General features: G+C 65.0%; 16 protein-coding genes. 8 read left to right on the forward strand and 8 right to left on the reverse strand.

Annotated elements, in window-relative coordinates:
• Window position 1 precedes the first annotated feature (1 nt).
• The 3 genes from JQ617_RS39255 to JQ617_RS39265 all read right to left on the reverse strand — a co-directional run bounded on the left by JQ617_RS39255 (window position 2) and on the right by JQ617_RS39265 (window position 3,641).
• Window positions 2-841: an ABC transporter permease gene (locus JQ617_RS39255; RefSeq protein WP_212031026.1), complete on the reverse strand. Its 840-nt coding sequence runs from the start codon at window positions 839-841 to the stop codon at window positions 2-4.
• Complete coding sequence (locus JQ617_RS39260) at window positions 838-1,809, reverse strand: ABC transporter permease (protein ID WP_212031027.1); 972 nt, start codon at window positions 1,807-1,809, stop codon at window positions 838-840. Before JQ617_RS39260 ends, JQ617_RS39255 begins: the two co-directional genes overlap by 4 nt.
• Before the next feature lie 269 nt (window positions 1,810-2,078).
• On the reverse strand, window positions 2,079-3,641 hold the full coding sequence (locus tag JQ617_RS39265; protein ID WP_212031028.1) for an ABC transporter substrate-binding protein: 1,563 nt from the start codon (window positions 3,639-3,641) through the stop codon (window positions 2,079-2,081).
• A 216-nt stretch (window positions 3,642-3,857) separates the two neighbouring features.
• Between JQ617_RS39265 and JQ617_RS39270 the strand changes: the two genes are divergently transcribed.
• The 3 genes from JQ617_RS39270 to JQ617_RS39280 all read left to right on the forward strand — a co-directional run bounded on the left by JQ617_RS39270 (window position 3,858) and on the right by JQ617_RS39280 (window position 6,023).
• Window positions 3,858-4,496 (forward strand): TetR/AcrR family transcriptional regulator, encoded by a 639-nt coding sequence (locus tag JQ617_RS39270; RefSeq protein WP_063686583.1) that lies wholly within the window; start codon window positions 3,858-3,860, stop codon window positions 4,494-4,496.
• Window positions 4,497-4,763: 267 nt separating this feature from the next.
• On the forward strand, window positions 4,764-5,426 hold the full coding sequence (locus JQ617_RS39275) for a DUF3313 domain-containing protein (RefSeq protein WP_212031029.1): 663 nt from the start codon (window positions 4,764-4,766) through the stop codon (window positions 5,424-5,426).
• A gap of 27 nt (window positions 5,427-5,453) precedes the next feature.
• Window positions 5,454-6,023 (forward strand): DUF2147 domain-containing protein, encoded by a 570-nt coding sequence (locus JQ617_RS39280; RefSeq protein WP_212031030.1) that lies wholly within the window; start codon window positions 5,454-5,456, stop codon window positions 6,021-6,023.
• Window positions 6,024-6,026: 3 nt separating this feature from the next.
• On the opposite strand, the gene JQ617_RS39285 is transcribed toward JQ617_RS39280, so the two are convergent.
• Entirely contained in the window at window positions 6,027-6,338 is a 312-nt protein-coding gene (locus JQ617_RS39285) for a hypothetical protein (RefSeq protein ID WP_212031031.1), read from the reverse strand.
• A gap of 180 nt (window positions 6,339-6,518) precedes the next feature.
• Between JQ617_RS39285 and irr the strand changes: the two genes are divergently transcribed.
• Window positions 6,519-7,043, forward strand: a complete 525-nt coding sequence (gene irr, locus JQ617_RS39290; protein WP_283842111.1) for a Fur family transcriptional regulator Irr — start codon at window positions 6,519-6,521, stop codon at window positions 7,041-7,043.
• Here the strand turns inward: irr and JQ617_RS39295 are convergent.
• On the reverse strand, window positions 7,007-8,557 hold the full coding sequence (locus JQ617_RS39295) for a winged helix-turn-helix domain-containing protein (protein WP_212031032.1): 1,551 nt from the start codon (window positions 8,555-8,557) through the stop codon (window positions 7,007-7,009). The genes irr and JQ617_RS39295 overlap by 37 nt on opposite strands.
• Window positions 8,558-8,690: 133 nt before the next feature.
• Here JQ617_RS39295 and mddA point away from each other — a divergent pair, with 133 nt between their 5' ends.
• On the forward strand, window positions 8,691-9,479 hold the full coding sequence (mddA, locus tag JQ617_RS39300) for a methanethiol S-methyltransferase (RefSeq protein ID WP_212031033.1): 789 nt from the start codon (window positions 8,691-8,693) through the stop codon (window positions 9,477-9,479).
• 218 nt (window positions 9,480-9,697) lie between these two features.
• On the forward strand, window positions 9,698-10,120 hold the full coding sequence (locus tag JQ617_RS39305; RefSeq protein ID WP_063686595.1) for a GFA family protein: 423 nt from the start codon (window positions 9,698-9,700) through the stop codon (window positions 10,118-10,120).
• Between the two features lie 238 nt (window positions 10,121-10,358).
• On the opposite strand, the gene JQ617_RS39310 is transcribed toward JQ617_RS39305, so the two are convergent.
• Together JQ617_RS39310 and JQ617_RS39315 are read right to left on the reverse strand one after the other, a co-directional pair.
• On the reverse strand, window positions 10,359-11,954 hold the full coding sequence (locus JQ617_RS39310) for a winged helix-turn-helix domain-containing protein (RefSeq protein WP_212031034.1): 1,596 nt from the start codon (window positions 11,952-11,954) through the stop codon (window positions 10,359-10,361).
• 311 nt (window positions 11,955-12,265) lie between these two features.
• Window positions 12,266-12,673 carry a BA14K family protein gene (locus JQ617_RS39315; protein ID WP_212031035.1) on the reverse strand — a complete coding sequence of 136 codons (408 nt, stop codon included), beginning with the start codon at window positions 12,671-12,673 and terminating at the stop codon, window positions 12,266-12,268.
• 286 nt (window positions 12,674-12,959) lie between these two features.
• Here JQ617_RS39315 and JQ617_RS39320 point away from each other — a divergent pair, with 286 nt between their 5' ends.
• Window positions 12,960-14,321, forward strand: coding sequence for a class-II fumarase/aspartase family protein (locus tag JQ617_RS39320; RefSeq protein WP_212031036.1), 1,362 nt, complete (start codon window positions 12,960-12,962; stop codon window positions 14,319-14,321).
• 113 nt (window positions 14,322-14,434) lie between these two features.
• Complete coding sequence (locus JQ617_RS39325) at window positions 14,435-15,691, forward strand: aminopeptidase (protein WP_063686605.1); 1,257 nt, start codon at window positions 14,435-14,437, stop codon at window positions 15,689-15,691.
• Between the two features lie 134 nt (window positions 15,692-15,825).
• Here JQ617_RS39325 and JQ617_RS39330 read toward each other — a convergent pair whose 3' ends face one another.
• Window positions 15,826-16,380 carry a hypothetical protein gene (locus JQ617_RS39330; RefSeq protein ID WP_212031037.1) on the reverse strand — a complete coding sequence of 185 codons (555 nt, stop codon included), beginning with the start codon at window positions 16,378-16,380 and terminating at the stop codon, window positions 15,826-15,828.
• Window positions 16,381-16,614: the final 234 nt, after the last annotated feature.

A 16,614-nucleotide genomic window follows, 5' to 3' on the forward strand; every position in this document is an offset into this window, starting at 1 on the left:
ATCAGCGGCCCTCCCGCGACAGGCGCGGATTGAGCGCGTCGTTGAGGCCTTCGCCGATCAGGTTGAGGCCGAGCACCGAGATCAGGATCGCGACGCCGGGAAACACGGTGATCCACCAGGCCTGCCGGATCACGGTGCGGCCGGCGCCGACCATGTAGCCCCAGGAGATCAGATTGGGGTCGCCGAGCCCGAGGAAGGCCAGCGAGGATTCCAGCAGGATGGCGGTTGCCACCATCAGCGAGGCCAGCACGATCACCGGCGACAGCGCGTTGGGCAGGATCTCGCGCAGGATGATCCAGGTGTTGCTCTGGCCGGTGACGATTGCCGCCTGGACATATTCGCGCGTGCGCAGCGACAGCACCTCGCCGCGCACGAGGCGGGCGACCGGCGGCCAGCTCACCACCGCGATCGAGGCGACGATCGAATAGATCGAGGGCTGCAGGATCGCGACCAGCACGATCGCGAGCGCGAAGCTCGGAATGGTCTGGAAGAATTCGGTGAAGCGCATCAGGGCGTCGTCGGTCTTGCCGCCGAAATAGCCGGCCATGGCGCCGATGGGCACACCCACGAGCAGCGCGACCAGCGTGGAGACGAGGCCGACGAGCAGCGACACGCGGGCGCCGAAGATCATGCCGGCGAACACGTCGCGGCCGAGCGCGTCGGTGCCGAGCGGCACGGTCGAAAGCGTGAAGGGCGGCAGGAACGGCCGCTGCACCATGCGCCAGGGCGAGTTCGGGAACAGCATCGGTCCGAACACCGCGATGGAGATCGCGAGGACCAGAATGATGAGCCCGATGACACCGCTCGGGCTGCGCAGCATCGATTTCCAGAACTGTTTCATGAGGCGAATTCGATGCGCGGGTCGACCAGGCGGTAGACGAGGTCGGTGATGAGGTTGAAGATCAGCACCATGGCGGAGCAGATCACGAACACGCCGAGCAGCAGATTGTAATCGCGCTGCAGCAGGGCGTCGTACATCAGCCGCCCGATGCCGGGCCAGGCGAACACGGTCTCGGTGATGACGGCGCCGCCGATCAGCGTGCCGGAATGCACGCCGGCTAGCGTCACGACCGGCAGCAGTGCGTTGCGCAGCACGTGGCGGCGCTGGATCACGGCGTCGCTCAGGCCCTTGGCGCGCGCGGTCTTGACGAAGTCGAGCCGTTTCACCTCCAGCATCGAGGCGCGGGTCATGCGGGTGTAGGTCGCCATGAAGAACAGGCCGAGCGTCATCGCCGGCATGATCAGGTGCTTTGCGACGTCGACCGCATGGGCGAAGCCGGTGAGGTTGGCGCCGACCGTCTCGTAACCGAAGCTCGGCAGCCAATCCATGGTGACCGAGAACAGCAGGATGCCCATCAGCGCCACCCAGAAGATCGGCATGGCGTAGAAGATCAGCGCGAATATGGTGATGGCCGTGTCGAGGAACGTCCCGGCAAAGCGCGCGGCAAATGTGCCGAAGAGAACGCCGAGCATCAGCGAGATTGCGAACGCCGTCAGCGTCAGCAGCAATGTCGCCGGCAGCCGCTCGCCGATCAGCTTCGCGACCGGCGCCTGCTGGCGGAACGAGAAGCCGAGGTCGAGGGAGGCGACGCCCTTGACGTAGATGAGGAGCTGCTCCGGCAGCGGCTTGTCGAGGCCGAACTTTTCGCGGAGCTGCTTGACGAAAACCGGATCGCTGGCGCCGGCTTCGCCGGCCATCACCACCGCGGGATCGCCGGGCGCAAGCCGGATCAGGAAGAAGTTGAGGACGACGATCGCGAGCAGGACGATCACGCCCTTGAGGACACGCTGTGCGACGAAGGAGAGCATATCTATAACGTGGTGAGGTTGAGGTGCATGTCACCGCGAGCGCGGTGCACTCCCTCTCCCGCTTGCGGGGGAGGGCAGGGGAGGGGGTATCTCCGCAGAGAAGGTGCCCGAATGGAGAGAGCCCCCACCCGCCGCGCTTGGGACGATGCTTCGCATCGCCCGGCGCGCGTCGACCTCCCCCGCAAGCGGGAGAGGTGCACCTTCTCCTTGGCCTGAGCAGCAATCAATCGGCGAAAGCCGTGGCAGGAGATGTCAGGCACGAGGTGCCATCACTTGTCGAGCCATGCGTCCTTGAAGCCGTCATTGACCCCGATCCCCGTGGTGATCAGGTTCTTGACCTTGCAGCGCGTGATGGTCGGGAATTGCAGCTCGAGCATCCAGGCCACCGGCACGTCCTCGACCAGGATCTTCTGCGCCTTCTCGTAGATCTCCTTGCGCTTGGAGTCCGGGGTGGCAACCGCGCCGTCGGCAAAGAGCTTGTCGATCTCGGGGTTGGAGTAACCCTCGACATTGTTGAACACCTGGCCCTTGGCGATGTTGCTGGAGATGTAGTTGCGGCCGACGCCGAGCGCGGGATCGCCATACTGGTAGAGATAGGTGAACGCGATGTCGTAATCCCAGTCGCCGATCTTCTGGTTGCCGCCGGCAACGTCGGTGGCGATGGTCTCGATGTTCATGCCGACGTCCTGAAGGTTCTGCTTCACCGCTTCACCCCAGCGCTGCCAGGTCTCGCCATAGGCGAGCGGCAGCAGGCGGATCTTCTCGCCCTTGTAGCCGGCTTCCTTCAGCAGTGCCTTGGCCTTGGCCGGATCGTACGGATACTTCTTCACGTCGTCGGTGTAGTACTTGATGGTCGAGGCGGACGGGCCGGTCGCAACCTTGCCGAGCCCGTTCCAGATCACGTCCTTGGCGAAATCGCGGTCGATCGCGTACATGACCGCCTGGCGCACGCGCTTGTCGGCGAGCGGACCCTGGCGGTTGTTCAGCCACAGCCAGGACAGCGGCGAGAAGAACTCCCAGCCGGCGCCGGTGACGCAGGTGTCCTTCAGCTTCGACAGACGCGGCACGTCGAAATTCTCGACCGAGCCGCCGGGCAGCACGTCGACCTTGCCGGTCTCATACGCCACCGAGCGCGCGGCGGCGTCGGGGATGATCTGCCAGTAGATCTCGTCGATATAGGGCTTGCCCTTCTCGTAATAGTTCGGGTTCTTGACCAGGCGGATGAAAGAGCCCTTCTGCCATTCCTTGAACATGAAGGGGCCGGTGCCCACGGGCGCGTTGTTGTAGGGGTTGGTCTTCCAGTCGGTGCCTTCGTAGAGATGCTTCGGCACGATCGGCATCGAGCCGACCTCGAAGATTCCGAGGAACGGGCCGAACGGCTGCTTCAGCGTGAACACCACCGTGGTATCGTCCGGCGCCTCGACCTTGTCGACCTGTGCCAGGTTGGTGCGGGCGCGGGCGTGGGTCTGCTTCAGCATCTCCATCGAGAACAGCACGTCCGCGGCGGTGAAGGGCTTGCCGTCATGCCAGGTGACGCCCTTCCTGAGCTTGAAGGTGTAGGTCTTGGCGTCCTCGCTGACGCTCCAGCTCTCGGCGAGCTCGGGAAGCGGCTCGAGCTTGGGGCTGTAGCGCAACAGGCCCTCGAAGATGTTGCCCGACACCATCTGGGTCGGACCGTTCTGGATCATTGCGAGCATCAGGCCGGGCGGCTCGGGCTGGATCACCGCGTTGATCACGCCCCCCGTTTTCGGCTCTTGCGCAAGAGCCGGTTCAAGAGCCGGGGCCGCGAGCCCGCAAGCCAGCAGGAGACCAAGCAACACTCTTTTCGGCATGTCGTATCTTTCTCAAGCGTGACCAGCCGAAAGCGCTTCGCACGTCATGGCGCGCAAAGCTACGGCCGGCCCATCCCAGTCCCCATCCGCTTTCGAGGCTCACATAGTCTCGTTCGGCGCCGCAAGATGAAAGTCTCGACAGTGTTCGCACAAAAAATGTACAGCGCGTCTTGTTTTCACTTGATTCATTCCCGTGTGACGGGAGACAAGTCCGCCATGGACAATGCCACGCGCTCCGAACGGTCCCGCAACGCTGCGCTCGAAGCGGCCATCGCCATCATTGCGCGCGATGGGCCGGGCCGGCTGACGCTCGATGCGATCGCGCGCGAGAGCGGCCTCAGCAAGGGCGGGGTGATGCATCAGTTCCGCACCAAGGAAGCGGTGCTGAAGGCCTTGCTCGAGCGGCAGATGGCGCATTTCGAGGAATTCTCGACCCGCTACATGGCGAAGGTGAGCGAATCCTCCGCGAGTCCCAATCTGGCGACGCAGCTCGCGACCATCAGGGAAGCGGCGACCTCGCCGAATTCCGCCGCGCTGGCGCTGGTTGCGGCCATGGTGGAGAATCCCCGCCTGATGGCGTTGCCGCGCGAGCGCGAGATGGAGCGGATGGCGGCGATCAGGGAGGAGGCCGCCGATCCCGATCTTGCCATGCTGCGCTGGGCCGGAGCGATGGGGCTGCTGCTGAGCGCGTTGTTCGGCATGTCGCCGCTCGGCAAGGAAGAGCACCAGCGGCTGTTCGCGCGCCTGCTCGACGATGGACAGTGGAGCGGCCTCGAACAGCCGGCCGGAAAGCGTGCCGCCAAATCCTCCGTGCCATCGGCGACGAAGGCCGCGGGCCCGCGCAAGCGCGCCTGATGCATCGTCAACAGTCCTCCCGTTAACTGCCCAAAACCGCGCCTGCGGCCAAATGTGCCAACCCCTGAATTTTGAACTTTACAAACCGCCCAGTCGGTTTTATAAGCGGAAACACTGAGGCGGCCCACTGGCATCCGAAAAGGCCCCGGACGATGCCTCGGGCCGGCACTGGTGAGCGCCGCAGCCGCGTCTGGTCCCAACCGCGGCTGCGGTCGTCACCGCATCCCGAAGATTGGCGCAGCCGGTAAGCCGCAAGAGGAGTCTGGAATGGATCGCTCGATCGCCCTGCGCGGTCTGGGAGCGCTGGCGCTTTGCCTGGCCTCGGCCGGCTGCGCGACGGTGGCGCCGGTGCCCTATTCGGAGATGGCGTCCTCGGCCTACATGGCCCCGGACAAGTCGGACGCCTCCGGCCGCGTGCCCTACCGCTACTCCACGCCGATCGATTGGCGCTCCTATAATAAAGTGATCCTCGATCCCGTCGTGGTCTATCGCGGCAGGGATCACCAGTTCGGCGACATGTCCGACAAGGACAAGGCGACGCTCGCCGCCTACATGCAGAACTGTTTCGCTGATCGGCTGCGCAGCCGCTTCGCCCTGGTGCGCGAGCGCGCGCCGAACACGCTGCGCATCCGTTTGACGCTGACCGGCGCGGTCACCAACACGCCGGTGCTCGGCACGCTGTCCCGCTTCGACATGGCCGGTGCGGTCTACAACGGTGTGCAGGCGGCGCGCGGCGGCGAGGGGATGATGACCGGCTCGGTCATCTACGGCGTCGAGATCTTCGATGCTTCGACCTCACGTCTGGTCTCGGCCTACGTCACCAAGCAATACCCCGGCGCCTACGACATCAAGGCCACGGCCGGCGCGCTCGCGGCCGCCACCGCCGGCCTCGACAAGGGCGCCGATGCGCTGATGGCGCAACTGAACTGACGCGCCCCCTCAACGAAAGGCATGCAGATGAACCTTCTCCTTCGCTTCGTGCTGCGCGTCGCGATCACCGTGGCGATGATGATCATCGGTGGCCGCGCCGGCGCCGCCGCGCCGCCCGATCCAAGCGGCACGTGGCTCGTCGAGGACGGTCGCGCCCGCATCCGGCTCGAGCGCTGCGGCCCGTCGCGCGACCGCATCTGCGGCTTCATCGTCTGGATGAAGGAGCCGGCCGACAAGCGCGGCCAGCCCTATCGCGACAAGGAAAACCCTGATGCGGACAAGCGCGCCCGCACGCTGCTTGGCCACCAGCTCATCATGGGCCTGCAGGCCACGCCCGAGGGCCGGTTTGCCGGCGACATCTACAATGCCGAGGACGGTAAGTTCTACTCGGTGTCGCTGTGGCGCGAATCCGGCGATCGCCTGAAGCTGAAGGGCTGCCTCATCAAATTCCTGTGCCAGACCCAGACCTGGCAGCAGACGCTCGACGTGCTGCCCGGCCAGCTCGTCGGCCTGACCGGCGATCTCAACGGTCCGCGCGCCGACAAGGAGTGGGCGGCAGTGCCGGCCCCGAAGCCGATCCCAGTGAAAGGGAAGTAGCCGTCAGGCGGCCCGCAGCGCCCGTCGCAATTCGTCGAGCGCGTCCGCGAGCTGCTCGCGATGGGCGATATCGTCCTTGGGCAGTGCGGCCACACTGCCGGCGAGCTCCCTGAGGATGCCGGCCAGCAGTCCGAAGTTGATGTGCAGATGCACCGACTTGCGTTCGTCGGCTGCGCCCGGATGCTGCAGCACGAGCGCAACGCCGCTGCCGTCGAGCCGCGCCTCGAAGCGCGATGAATGCTCGAAGGTGCCGACATAGAACTTGTCGGGGTATTCGAGCGCAACCTCTGCCTTGTCGGGAACGGGCCTGGACATGTGAGCCTCATCGATGCCGGCGCAGTCTGGCCGGGAATAAACCGGTCCGCCTTGCGATAGGTCAGAGGCGGGGTGGCGCCAAATTTGATCCGGATCAAAGCCAGCCCGCCGCTTCTGCGATCCAATAGCAACTGGGATCGCGTGTTGCGCGTCCCGGTTCCTGCAGACGTGAGACGATCGATGGACATGCACGCCACGGCTATTCCTGCCGGCAACGACGGTGGACCTGATGTCGCCGGACCGGAGGTGGACGAGGGGATGCAGCAATGCCTGCAATTGCTCGTCGATGCGGGCCTGCGGCCCACCCGCCAGCGCCTGGCGCTTGGCCGGCTGCTGTTCCTGCGCGGCCACCGTCATGTCACCGCGGAAATCCTCTACGAGGAGGCGATGGCGGCGAACAACTATCTGTCCCTCGCGACCGTCTACAACACGCTGAACCAGTTCACGGAAGCCGGCCTGCTGCGCCGGATCGCGGCCGACGGCATCAAGTCGTTCTTCGACACCGACACGTCGGTGCACCCGCACTTCTATCTCGAAGGCGAGGACATGCTGGTGGACGTCGCCGACGGGCTGACCTTCAACAGGATGCCCGAGGCACTCCCCGGCCACGAGATCGCGCGGCTCGACGTCATCGTCCATCTGCGCCGTGCGGCTGTTGAGCGCGCGCCTCACCGCAATCCGGCGCGCCGGAATCCCTCCAGATAGTGCTCGCGATCGGCGTCGCTGGCCCAGGGCAGCTGCGTTGCGATCCAGTGCAGCGAGATACCCGGCTGGGTGCGGCGGAGCTCGCCGAGCGCCATCTCCGCAAGCGCGCCGTCGCCGGTCATGCCGGCCGAGACGGCGAGAACGCGGTAGGCGCCCGTGAGGTCGCCGCGATGGCGGATCGCCTCGCGGGCGAGTGCGATGGCCTCGTCATATTGCCGCTCGGTGAAGCGCGCATAGCCTGCGATGCCGTAATAGATTCCCAGCGACGGATCGCGCGGCGAGAGCCGGATCGCCCTCTGCGCCGCCGCAAACGATTCCTTCGGCCGCCCGGCATAGGACAGCACCAGCGCGCAATAGCCTTGCGCCAGCGAGAAGTTCGGATTGAGCGCCAGCGCCTGCTCGAACTCGGACAACGCGTCCGCAAGCCTGCGGGTCGAGAAGTAGACGCTGCCGAGCGCGGCATGCGCCCAGGCATCCTCATGGTCGCAGCGCACCGCGGCGAGCGCGGCGGCTTCCGCGGCCGGAGCGGCGGCGGCAAGCTCGGTCCAGCCGAGATGGACGCCGAACATGTGGTTCACGGCCAGCACGGACAGCGCCTGGCCGTAATTCGGATCGATCGCGATCGCGCGCTCGAGCAGCGCCTTCGCGATCTCGTGGTCCTGCCGGGTCACGCGCCAGTAATGCGACAGCGCGCGCATCAGCAGATCCCAGGCATCGAGGCTCGCGGGCGGCTTGCGATGGCTGCGGAAATTTTCCGCGGCGTGGATCTGCGGCTCGATCGCTGCGGCGATCGCGTTGGTGATCTCGTCCTGCACGGCGAAGACGTCGACGAGATCGCGGTCGTAACGCTCGGCCCAGAGATGGCTGCCCGTGGTGGCGTCGTTGAGCTGCGCCGTGATCCGCACGCGGTTGTCCGCCTTGCGCACGCTGCCTTCGACGATGTAGCGGACGCCGAGCTCCTCGGCGATCTGCCTGATATGGACCGGCCGGCCCTTGTAGGTGAAGGACGAGTTGCGGGCGATCACCATGAACCAGCGCTGTCGCGACAACGCGGTGAGGATGTCCTCGCTGATGCCGTCGCCGAAATAGTCCTGCGCGGGATCGCCGCTCATGTTCTCGAAGGCGAGCACCGCGATCGCCGGCCGGTCCGCTGCGGCGCGCGGCCGCGCCGTGGCGGGCTCGGCGGGAACAGGCGCGGCTGCCGTCTCTTCCCGGACGTCGGCGACGAAGCGGAAGCCCTTGCGCGGGATCGTCTTGATCAGCCGCTGGGTCGCGCCGTCGTCGCCGAGCGCCTTGCGCGCGGCGTTGATCCGGCTGTTCAGGGCGGAATCCGAGACGATGCGGTCGCTCCAGATCTGGCTGATCAGGTCATCCTTGCTGACCACACGGGCGCGTTGCGCGACGAGGTAAAGCAGGAGATCGAACACCTGCGGCTGCAACGGCACGGCTACTCCGGCGCAGGTCAGTTCGCGCAAGTTGGCGTCGAGGACGTTGTTTTCAAAGGAAAATCGCACGTTTCTGTCGTCTCAAGCAAAAATCAAAGTCGTCTCAGGCGAAAATCAACCGTCCGCAAAAGTCTGGGGCCGTCCGATCCGGCATGGTGAGAAGACCAAACAGTGCCGATGCCTCGGCACAACGGAGCGTTCTATGACCCAAATTGATCACCAGGTTCATTCCATCGGCCCGGAGGTTGCGGGCTCTCGCATTTTCAAGTTCATCGCCTTTCTGTACGGAATTGCGGCATATCTCGTCTTTTTCGTCACCATTCTCTACGCTATCGGCTTCGTGATGGGGCTGATGGTGCCGAAGACCATCGACACCGGGGCCGAAGCGCCCGTCGTTCGCGCACTCGTCATCAATCTGCTGCTGATGTCGCTGTTCGCGGTTCAACACAGTGTGATGGCGCGCCAGCAATTCAAGGCGTGGTGGACGCAGTACGTCCCCAGGCCGGTCGAGCGCTCGACCTATGTGTTGTTCGCGAGCCTCTCATTGCTGCTCCTGTTCTGGCAATGGCGTCCGCTGCCGGCGGTCGTATGGGAGGTCGAGAACCCGGACTTTGCCGTGACGCTGGTCACGCTGTCCTTCGCGGGCTGGGTGCTGGTGTTCACCTCGACCTTCATCATCAACCATTTCGAGTTGTTCGGCTTGAATCAGGTGACCAATCACCTCGTCGGCAAGGAAGCGTCGCCGCCGCGCTTCAAGACGCCGCTGCTCTACAAGTTCGTGCGTCATCCGATCTATCTCGGCTTCATCGTCGCGTTCTGGGCGGCGCCGGTCATGACGGTGGGACATCTGCTGTTTGCGGCCGTGACCACGCTCTACATCTTTGTCGGCATCGCACTGGAGGAGCGCGACCTCGTCGATCTCTTCGGCGACGATTACCGGCAGTACAAACAACGGGTGTCGATGCTTATTCCCTGGCGCCGATCAGTATAGCTGCAGCGTCGTTCCGCCGCGTCCCCCGAAAGGAGGACGCAGGACGACGCGGCGCCGGGTAACGCAAGCCTTGTAACTCGAGCCTCGCAGCCGTGCGTCCCCTCAACGTCCCCGGGGTGATCCCCCTCACCCCGACGCCTCTCCCTGCCTCCGTTTTCACCGAATTTCGTGTGAACAGGAGCGGGGAGAGGAACCCCCTTCATCAACGGAGACGACCAATGAAACATGTCGGAAACTGCTTCTGTGGCGCTGTCACGGTCGAGGTCACGGGCGCGCCGGAGGCGATGGGCTATTGCCATTGCCGTTCCTGCCGGTCCTGGTCCGGCGGGCCGGTGAACGCCTTCAGCCTGTGGAAGCCTGAAGCGGTGCGCATCACCGAGGGCGCGCAGCATGTCGAGACCTTCGCCAAGACGCCGCTCAGCCAGCGGAAATACTGCAGGAAGTGCGGCGGCCATCTCATGACCAATCACCCGCCGCTCGACCTGATCGACGTCTTCACCGCGACCATCCCCACGCTCGCCTTCACGCCCGGCGTCCACGTCAACTACGCCGAGACCGTGCTGCCGATGCGCGACGGCCTGCCCAAGCTGAAGGATTTTCCGGCCGAGTTCGGCGGCAGCGGCGAGATGATGCAGGAGTGATTCTTCGTCGTTCGCCGCTGAAAAAGCGCGCGAGCATTCACAAGACGTCGTCATGCCCGGGCTTGTCCCGGGCATCCACGTTCTTTGTGCTGCAAATCGAGGCGTGGATGGCCGGGACATAGGCGAGCGGAAGCGACGCCGTCCTTTGGACGGCTGTGCCCGGCCATGACGACCTGAAAAGCTATTGCGTCTGTCTCTCAGATCACGTGCGATTGCCATGCGGGCCGAGGAAGGGTCCCTACCGCATTCCCGCGCGCCGAAATCCTTCCAGATAATGCGCGCGATCCTCTTCCCGCAGCATCGGCAGCTCGCGCGTGATCCAGGCCAGCGAGATGCCGGGCTGGGTGCGGCGCAGGCCGTCCAATGCGGAGGCCGCGAGTTCCTGATCCCCCGACATGCCGGCGGCAGCCGTCAGCACGCGATGGGCGCCGACGAAATCGGCGCGCTGCCGCATCGATTCCCGCGCCATGTGGATGCATTCCTCGTAATTGCCGCCGATGAACTGGGCGTAGGCGATGACGCCGCAATAGATCGCCGCGAGCGGATCGCGCGGGCTCAGCCGCAGCGCGCGCCGCGCGGCGGCTGAGCCGTCCTGCCATCGCCCGGCGTAGCACAGCGTCACGCCGTAAAAGGCGTGCGCCATCGCGAAGTTCGGGTTGAGCTGAAGCGCCAGTTCGAACTCCGCCAGCGCATCGACGAAGCGACGGCGGAACAGGTAGGTATAGGCGAGGCCGTGATGGGCGAAGGCGTCCTCGCGATCGGCCGCCACCGCCGCAAGTGCCGCGCGTTCGGCGACCGGCACGGTCGCGGCCATGTCGGCCCAGCCCATATGCGCCCCGAAGATATGGCTGGTTGCGAGCAGCCCCAGCGCCTTGCCATAGGCGGGGTCGATCGTGGTCGCCTTGTCGAGCAGCGCTTGCGCGGCGGCGTTGTCCTCGCGCGTGATGCGCCAGTAATGCGACAGCGCGCGCATCACGAGATCCCAGGCGTCCAGGCTCCCCGGCGGCTTCTGCTGGGCGCGAAAGCTCTCGGCGGCATAGAGCTGCGGCTCGATCGCGGCGACGATCGCCTCGGTGATCTCGTCCTGCACGGCGAAGATGTCGGCGAGCTCGCGGTCGTAGCGCTCCGCCCAGAGATGGCTGCCGGTCGAGACGTCGTTGAGCTGGGCCGAGATGCGCAGGCGGTCGCCGCTCCGCCGCACGCTGCCCTCGACCACGTAGCGCACGCCGAGCTCGCGCGCGACCTCGTGCATGTGCACGGCGCGGCCCTTGTAGATGAAAGAGGAATTGCGCGCGACGACGAAGAACCAGCGCAGCTTCGACAGCGCGGTGATGATGTCCTCGCTGATGCCGTCGGAGAAATAATCCTGCTCGCGATCGCCGCTCATGTTAGTGAAGGGCAGCACGGCGATGGCGGGGCGGTCGGGCAGGGCGAGCATGGCCTGCGGGGCGACCACAGCCTGCGGCGCGATCGTAGCCTGCGGCGCCTGGACGAAACGGCCGATTTCCGGCGCGACCGCGCCGAGCTTGGTCTGGACGTCGCCGACGAAGCGAAATCCCTTGCGGGCGATGGTGCGGATCAGCGCCTGGCTCGCGCCATTGTCGCCGATCGCCTTGCGGGCGGCGTTGATGCGGCTGGTCAGGGTGGATTCGGAGACGCTGCGCCCGTGCCAGATCTTGTCGATCAGCTCGTCCTTGCTGACCACCCGGTCGCGATTTTCCATGAGATGGACGACGAGATCGAAAACCTGCGGTTCCACGGAAATAGGAACCTGCTCGCGGCTCAGCTCGCGCCGGTCGGTGTCGAGAAGGTGATCCCGGAACAGAAACTGCACGTCGGAAACTCGGACCTCACAAGCGACATCAGGCAATCATGAAATCAAAATGGATTTCGACTTGAAGTCTGTGAGTCCTCCGAACGGTCGAGGCGGTTCACCACGATCGCGTGATGCAGCCATGCGGTTTTCGAAGAGGAATACAACCTCAATGAGAATGTGGCAGTTCTGGTCAGATTGTCGCGGGCCAACCGGCCCGCAACTGGAGACATTGTAGCCCGGATGAGCGAAGCGATATCCGGGACCGGTCGCCGTCTTGCCCCGGATGTCGCTTCGCTCATCCGGGCTACAAGACAACGTGACTGAAGTCGTCACGGGCAGGAATGGCGTCTGCCGTCGTTGCCGAGATAGGTCCCGGTGTTCGGATTGTAGGATTTGTAGCGCTGCATGCAGTACTGCACGTCGCCATCCGGCGGCGGACCATACGCCTCGGGCGGCGGCGGATAGCCCGGTCCATAAGAGTAGGGCGCGCCATAATAATAAGGCGCCGCCACCGCGCCGCCGATGATCGCACCCGCCGCGAGGCCGCCGATGAACGCACCGCCACCCCACCCGTAGCCTCGGCGGCCATACCAGCGCACCTGCTCGACCTGGCCCTGGTCCGCATGCGTCATCGCCAGCGGTTGCCCGATCGGCGCCGCCGATGCCGCGGTCAGGGTTGCCGCAGGCAGGCTCGCAAGCAGACAAGCTCCAGCAACGAAGCGAAACGATTTCAACATTGTGGTCTCCTCGTCATGCGGCGAGAGAGCCGCCGCAGACAAGTGATAGTGCAACCCGGCAAGTGTGCTGAATTAAAGTTTTGACAGGATGACGATGCCCGGCGCGGCGCCTTGTAGCCCGGATGAGCGAAGCGACATCCGGGGCCGCTCCAGCATATCGCTGCGCTCATGCGGGCTACGAATGATCGCATGCACCGAACATGTGACGAACTGCGAATGTCCATTGCCGAACATCGTGGCCTGCGTAAGCTAGCCGCATAGAAAACAACAGCCACGAAGAAACGCCATGCCCGCATTTCACGCCTCGACCACCGTGCTCGACTCCATGCTGTTCCGCGATGCGTTCGGCACGCCTGAAATGCGCGAGGTGTTTTCCGACGTCGCGCTGGTCGCCCGCTATGCCGAGGTCGAGGTGGCGCTGGCGAAGGCAGAGGCCGTCTGCGGCGTGATCCCGCAGGACGCGGCCGATCAGATCGCGGCGCGCACCGATGTCGCCGCGCTCGACTTCGACCTGCTCAGGCAGGAGACCGACATCGTCGGCTACCCGATCCTTCCCCTGGTTCACCAGATGGTGAAGCAGTGCGGCGAGGCCGGCCGCTACGTGCATTGGGGCGCGACCACGCAGGACATCATGGACACCGCCGTGGTGCTGCAATTGCGCGCCGCGCTCGAGATCGTCGAACGCGACATCGCCGAGTTGCGCACGATCCTCGCCGGCCTCTCGCAGCGCTATCGCGACACGCCGATGGCGGGCCGCACCCACCTGCAGCAGGCGCTGCCGATCACCTTCGGCTACAAGACCGCGATCTGGCTCGCGATGTTCGACCGCCATGCCGAGCGCCTGGCGCAATTGAAGCCGCGCGTGCTGGTCGGCCAGTTCGCGGGCGCGGCCGGCACGCTGGCCTCGCTCGGCACCAGGGGCTTCGAGGTGCAGGAGGCGCTCTGCGCGGAGCTGAAGCTCGGCGTTCCCGCCTCGACCTGGCACGTCGCGCGCGACGGCTTTGCCGAGGCCGTGAACTTCCTCGCACTCGTCACCGGCTCGCTCGGCAAGATCGCGCTCGACATCATGATCATGGCCTCGACCGAATTCGCCGAGGTGTACGAGCCCTTCGTCAAGGGACGCGGCGCCTCCTCGACCATGCCGCAGAAGCGCAACCCCATCTCGTCGGAACTGATGCTGGCCGCGTCGAAGGCGGTGCGCCAGCACGCCGGCCTGATGCTGGACGCCATGGTGCAGGATTTCGAGCGCGCCACCGGCCCGTGGCACGCCGAATGGATGGCGATCCCGGAAAGCTTCGTGCTGAGCGCCGGCGCGCTGCATCAGGCGAAGTTCGCGCTGGCGGGCCTCATCGTGGACGAGGCGAAGATGAACGACAATCTCGCCGTCAGCCGCGGCCTGATCGTGGCGGAAGCGGTCATGATGGGCCTCGCACCGCAACTCGGGCGGCAGGAGGCGCATGACGTGGTCTATGACGCCTGCCGAAAGGCCAACGAGACCGGGTCGAGCCTTGCCGACGCGCTGTCCGCAGATTCCCGGATATCGAGTCGCATCGACCGTGCCACAATCGAGGCGCTCACCTCACCGAAAAATTACCTCGGCCTTGCGCCGGCCATGGTCGACCGGGTGCTGAAATCCTCAACGCGTTGAAAACCAAGATGCGTGAAACTGCGTATCTTTCATGTGTCCCAAGGCGCTCGCATACTTGTGTCTCGCGATGCTAGACTTAGATTGAACGAGAGACTTTCGGCAGAGGACCCGGCATGACCGATCAACGCATCACCGCCACGCCCATCGATCCCGTGAAACTCGACCGGCTGGCCGAGGTGGCGGTGAAGGTGGGCCTGGGCCTGCGGCCGGGACAGGATCTGCTCCTGACGGCACCGGCGATCGCGCTGCCGCTGGTGAGGCGGATCGCGGTGCATGCCTACAAGGCCGGCGCCGGCATCGTGACGCCGATCCTGTCGGATGAGGAGATGACGCTGGCGCGCTACCGCCACGGTCACGACAACAGCTTCGATCGCGCCGCCAACTGGCTCTATGAGGGCATGGCCAAGGCGTTCTCCGAGAACACCGCGCGGCTCGCCATCGTCGGCGACAATCCGATGCTGCTGTCGGGCGAGGATCCGTCCAAGGTCGCGCGCGCCAGCAAGGCCAATTCGATGGCCTATCAGCCGGCGCTGGAAAAGATCGTCAATTTCGACACCAACTGGAACATCATCGCCTATCCGAGCCCGTCCTGGGCCAAGCAGGTGTTCCCCAACGATCCCGAAGACGTTGCGATCGGCAAGCTGGCGGATGCGATCTTCGCTGCGTCCCGCGTCGACCGCGAGGACGCCATCGGCAATTGGGCGAGCCACAATGCGGTGCTGCGCGAGCGCACCAACTGGCTCAACGGCCAGCGCTTCCGCGCGCTGCAGTACAACGGACCGGGTGTCGACCTCACCATCGGGCTTGCCGACGGACATGAATGGGAAGGCGGCGCCTCGTCCGCCAAGAACGGCATCAGCTGCAACGCCAACATCCCGACCGAAGAGGTCTTCACCACGCCGCATTGCCGGCGCGTCTACGGCCACGTCGTCAGCTCGAAGCCGCTGTCCTACCAGGGCACGCTGATCGACAACATCGCGGTGCGCTTCGAGGACGGCAAGATCGTCGACGCCAAGGCTTCGCGCGGCGCGGAAGTGCTGAACAAGGTGCTCGACACCGACGAAGGCGCCCGCCGGCTCGGCGAAGTGGCGCTGGTGCCGCATTCCTCGCCGATCTCGCAGAGTGGATTGTTGTTCTACAACACGCTGTTCGACGAGAACGCCGCTTCGCACATCGCGCTCGGCCAGTGCTATTCGAAGTGCTTCGTCAACGGCGCGCAGCTCACGCCGCAGCAGATCGCCGCGCAAGGCGGCAACCAGAGCCTGATCCATATCGACTGGATGATCGGCTCGGCCGAGACCGACATCGACGGCATCCTGGCCGACGGCAGCAAGGTCCCGGTGTTCCGCAAGGGCGAGTGGGCGAAGTAAGGCCTGCTCGTCATGCCCGGGCTTGTCCCGGGCATCCACGTTCTTCGTGCGCGGTTAAGACGTGGATGGCCGGGACAAGCCCGGCCATGACGATCGTGGAACGTTCAAACGCCAAGCGTCAGCATAACGTCCCTTCACGCCGCCGCGTTGCGCAGCATCCGGTTGTTGTCGATGCTGAAGCGGTTGAACAGCGTCGTGAACGGGCTGCCGTCGGTGGCGCGCACGATGGCGTCCGACGCCGCGACGGCCTCGTAGAGCGCGCCGACGGGATCGCCGGCATCCGACAATCCGAGGGCGCCGCGGATTTCGTCTCTGGCCTCGTTGATGTCGTCCTCGTCGTCGCGTGTCGCCTCCAGCGCATCCGCCGCGCGGCGCATCTCGGCGAGGTCGCCGCCGGCCGAAAATTTGAGGATGTCGAGCCAGTAGGGGCGGGCGATGACGAGCTGGATGAACGCCTCGAAGCTCCCCGCGATGATGCCCGCGCGGCCCTCCGATGACACGTAGAGCACATTCTGTGACGGCAGCAGCACGAAGGCGCCGCCGGAGCCGTCACTGCCGATCTGCCGGGGGCTCTCGATGCCGTCGATGGTGAACCAGGGTTCATCGTCCGGCGCGAAGGACAGATCGAATTCGCCGAGCCGGGCGGCGACCTCGCCTTTGGCTGTCACGAGCTCCGGGGTCAGCGGCATCTTTAGGGCTCCTTCCTGATACTTCGCGCACTTTGTCGCACCCCGGAAAAGAAGGGTTCATGTGCGCGAATTCGCAGGGAAATCGAGACGTTAACCGCTTCGCACCTGCAACTTGCGGCTGATTGTCGGGGCCTGCGTAAGAAAGAATTAAAAACCGCCTACTAGCGTTCCCAACATCTTTTGAAACATTCCGGGCCGAGACCCGGCAACCCATATTATATCCCCTGGGGAAGC

The sequence above is a fragment of the Bradyrhizobium sp. KB893862 SZCCT0404 genome, from assembly GCF_018130885.1.
GTDB classification, from domain to species: Bacteria; Pseudomonadota; Alphaproteobacteria; order Rhizobiales; family Xanthobacteraceae; genus Bradyrhizobium; species Bradyrhizobium stylosanthis.

Excerpts from the sequence above, each read along its gene's own strand:
- JQ617_RS39255 (WP_212031026.1), bottom strand. The coding sequence starts at position 841 with ATGAAACAGTTCTGGAAATCGATGCTGCGCAGCCCGAGCGGTGTCATC.
- JQ617_RS39260 (WP_212031027.1), bottom strand. The coding sequence starts at position 1,809 with ATGCTCTCCTTCGTCGCACAGCGTGTCCTCAAGGGCGTGATCGTCCTG.
- JQ617_RS39265 (WP_212031028.1), bottom strand. The coding sequence starts at position 3,641 with ATGCCGAAAAGAGTGTTGCTTGGTCTCCTGCTGGCTTGCGGGCTCGCG.
- JQ617_RS39270 (WP_063686583.1), top strand. The coding sequence starts at position 3,858 with ATGGACAATGCCACGCGCTCCGAACGGTCCCGCAACGCTGCGCTCGAA.
- JQ617_RS39275 (WP_212031029.1), top strand. The coding sequence starts at position 4,764 with ATGGATCGCTCGATCGCCCTGCGCGGTCTGGGAGCGCTGGCGCTTTGC.
- JQ617_RS39280 (WP_212031030.1), top strand. The coding sequence starts at position 5,454 with ATGAACCTTCTCCTTCGCTTCGTGCTGCGCGTCGCGATCACCGTGGCG.
- JQ617_RS39285 (WP_212031031.1), bottom strand. The coding sequence starts at position 6,338 with ATGTCCAGGCCCGTTCCCGACAAGGCAGAGGTTGCGCTCGAATACCCC.
- irr (WP_283842111.1), top strand. The coding sequence starts at position 6,519 with ATGGACATGCACGCCACGGCTATTCCTGCCGGCAACGACGGTGGACCT.
- mddA (WP_212031033.1), top strand. The coding sequence starts at position 8,691 with ATGACCCAAATTGATCACCAGGTTCATTCCATCGGCCCGGAGGTTGCG.
- JQ617_RS39305 (WP_063686595.1), top strand. The coding sequence starts at position 9,698 with ATGAAACATGTCGGAAACTGCTTCTGTGGCGCTGTCACGGTCGAGGTC.
- JQ617_RS39315 (WP_212031035.1), bottom strand. The coding sequence starts at position 12,673 with ATGTTGAAATCGTTTCGCTTCGTTGCTGGAGCTTGTCTGCTTGCGAGC.
- JQ617_RS39320 (WP_212031036.1), top strand. The coding sequence starts at position 12,960 with ATGCCCGCATTTCACGCCTCGACCACCGTGCTCGACTCCATGCTGTTC.
- JQ617_RS39325 (WP_063686605.1), top strand. The coding sequence starts at position 14,435 with ATGACCGATCAACGCATCACCGCCACGCCCATCGATCCCGTGAAACTC.
- JQ617_RS39330 (WP_212031037.1), bottom strand. The coding sequence starts at position 16,380 with ATGCCGCTGACCCCGGAGCTCGTGACAGCCAAAGGCGAGGTCGCCGCC.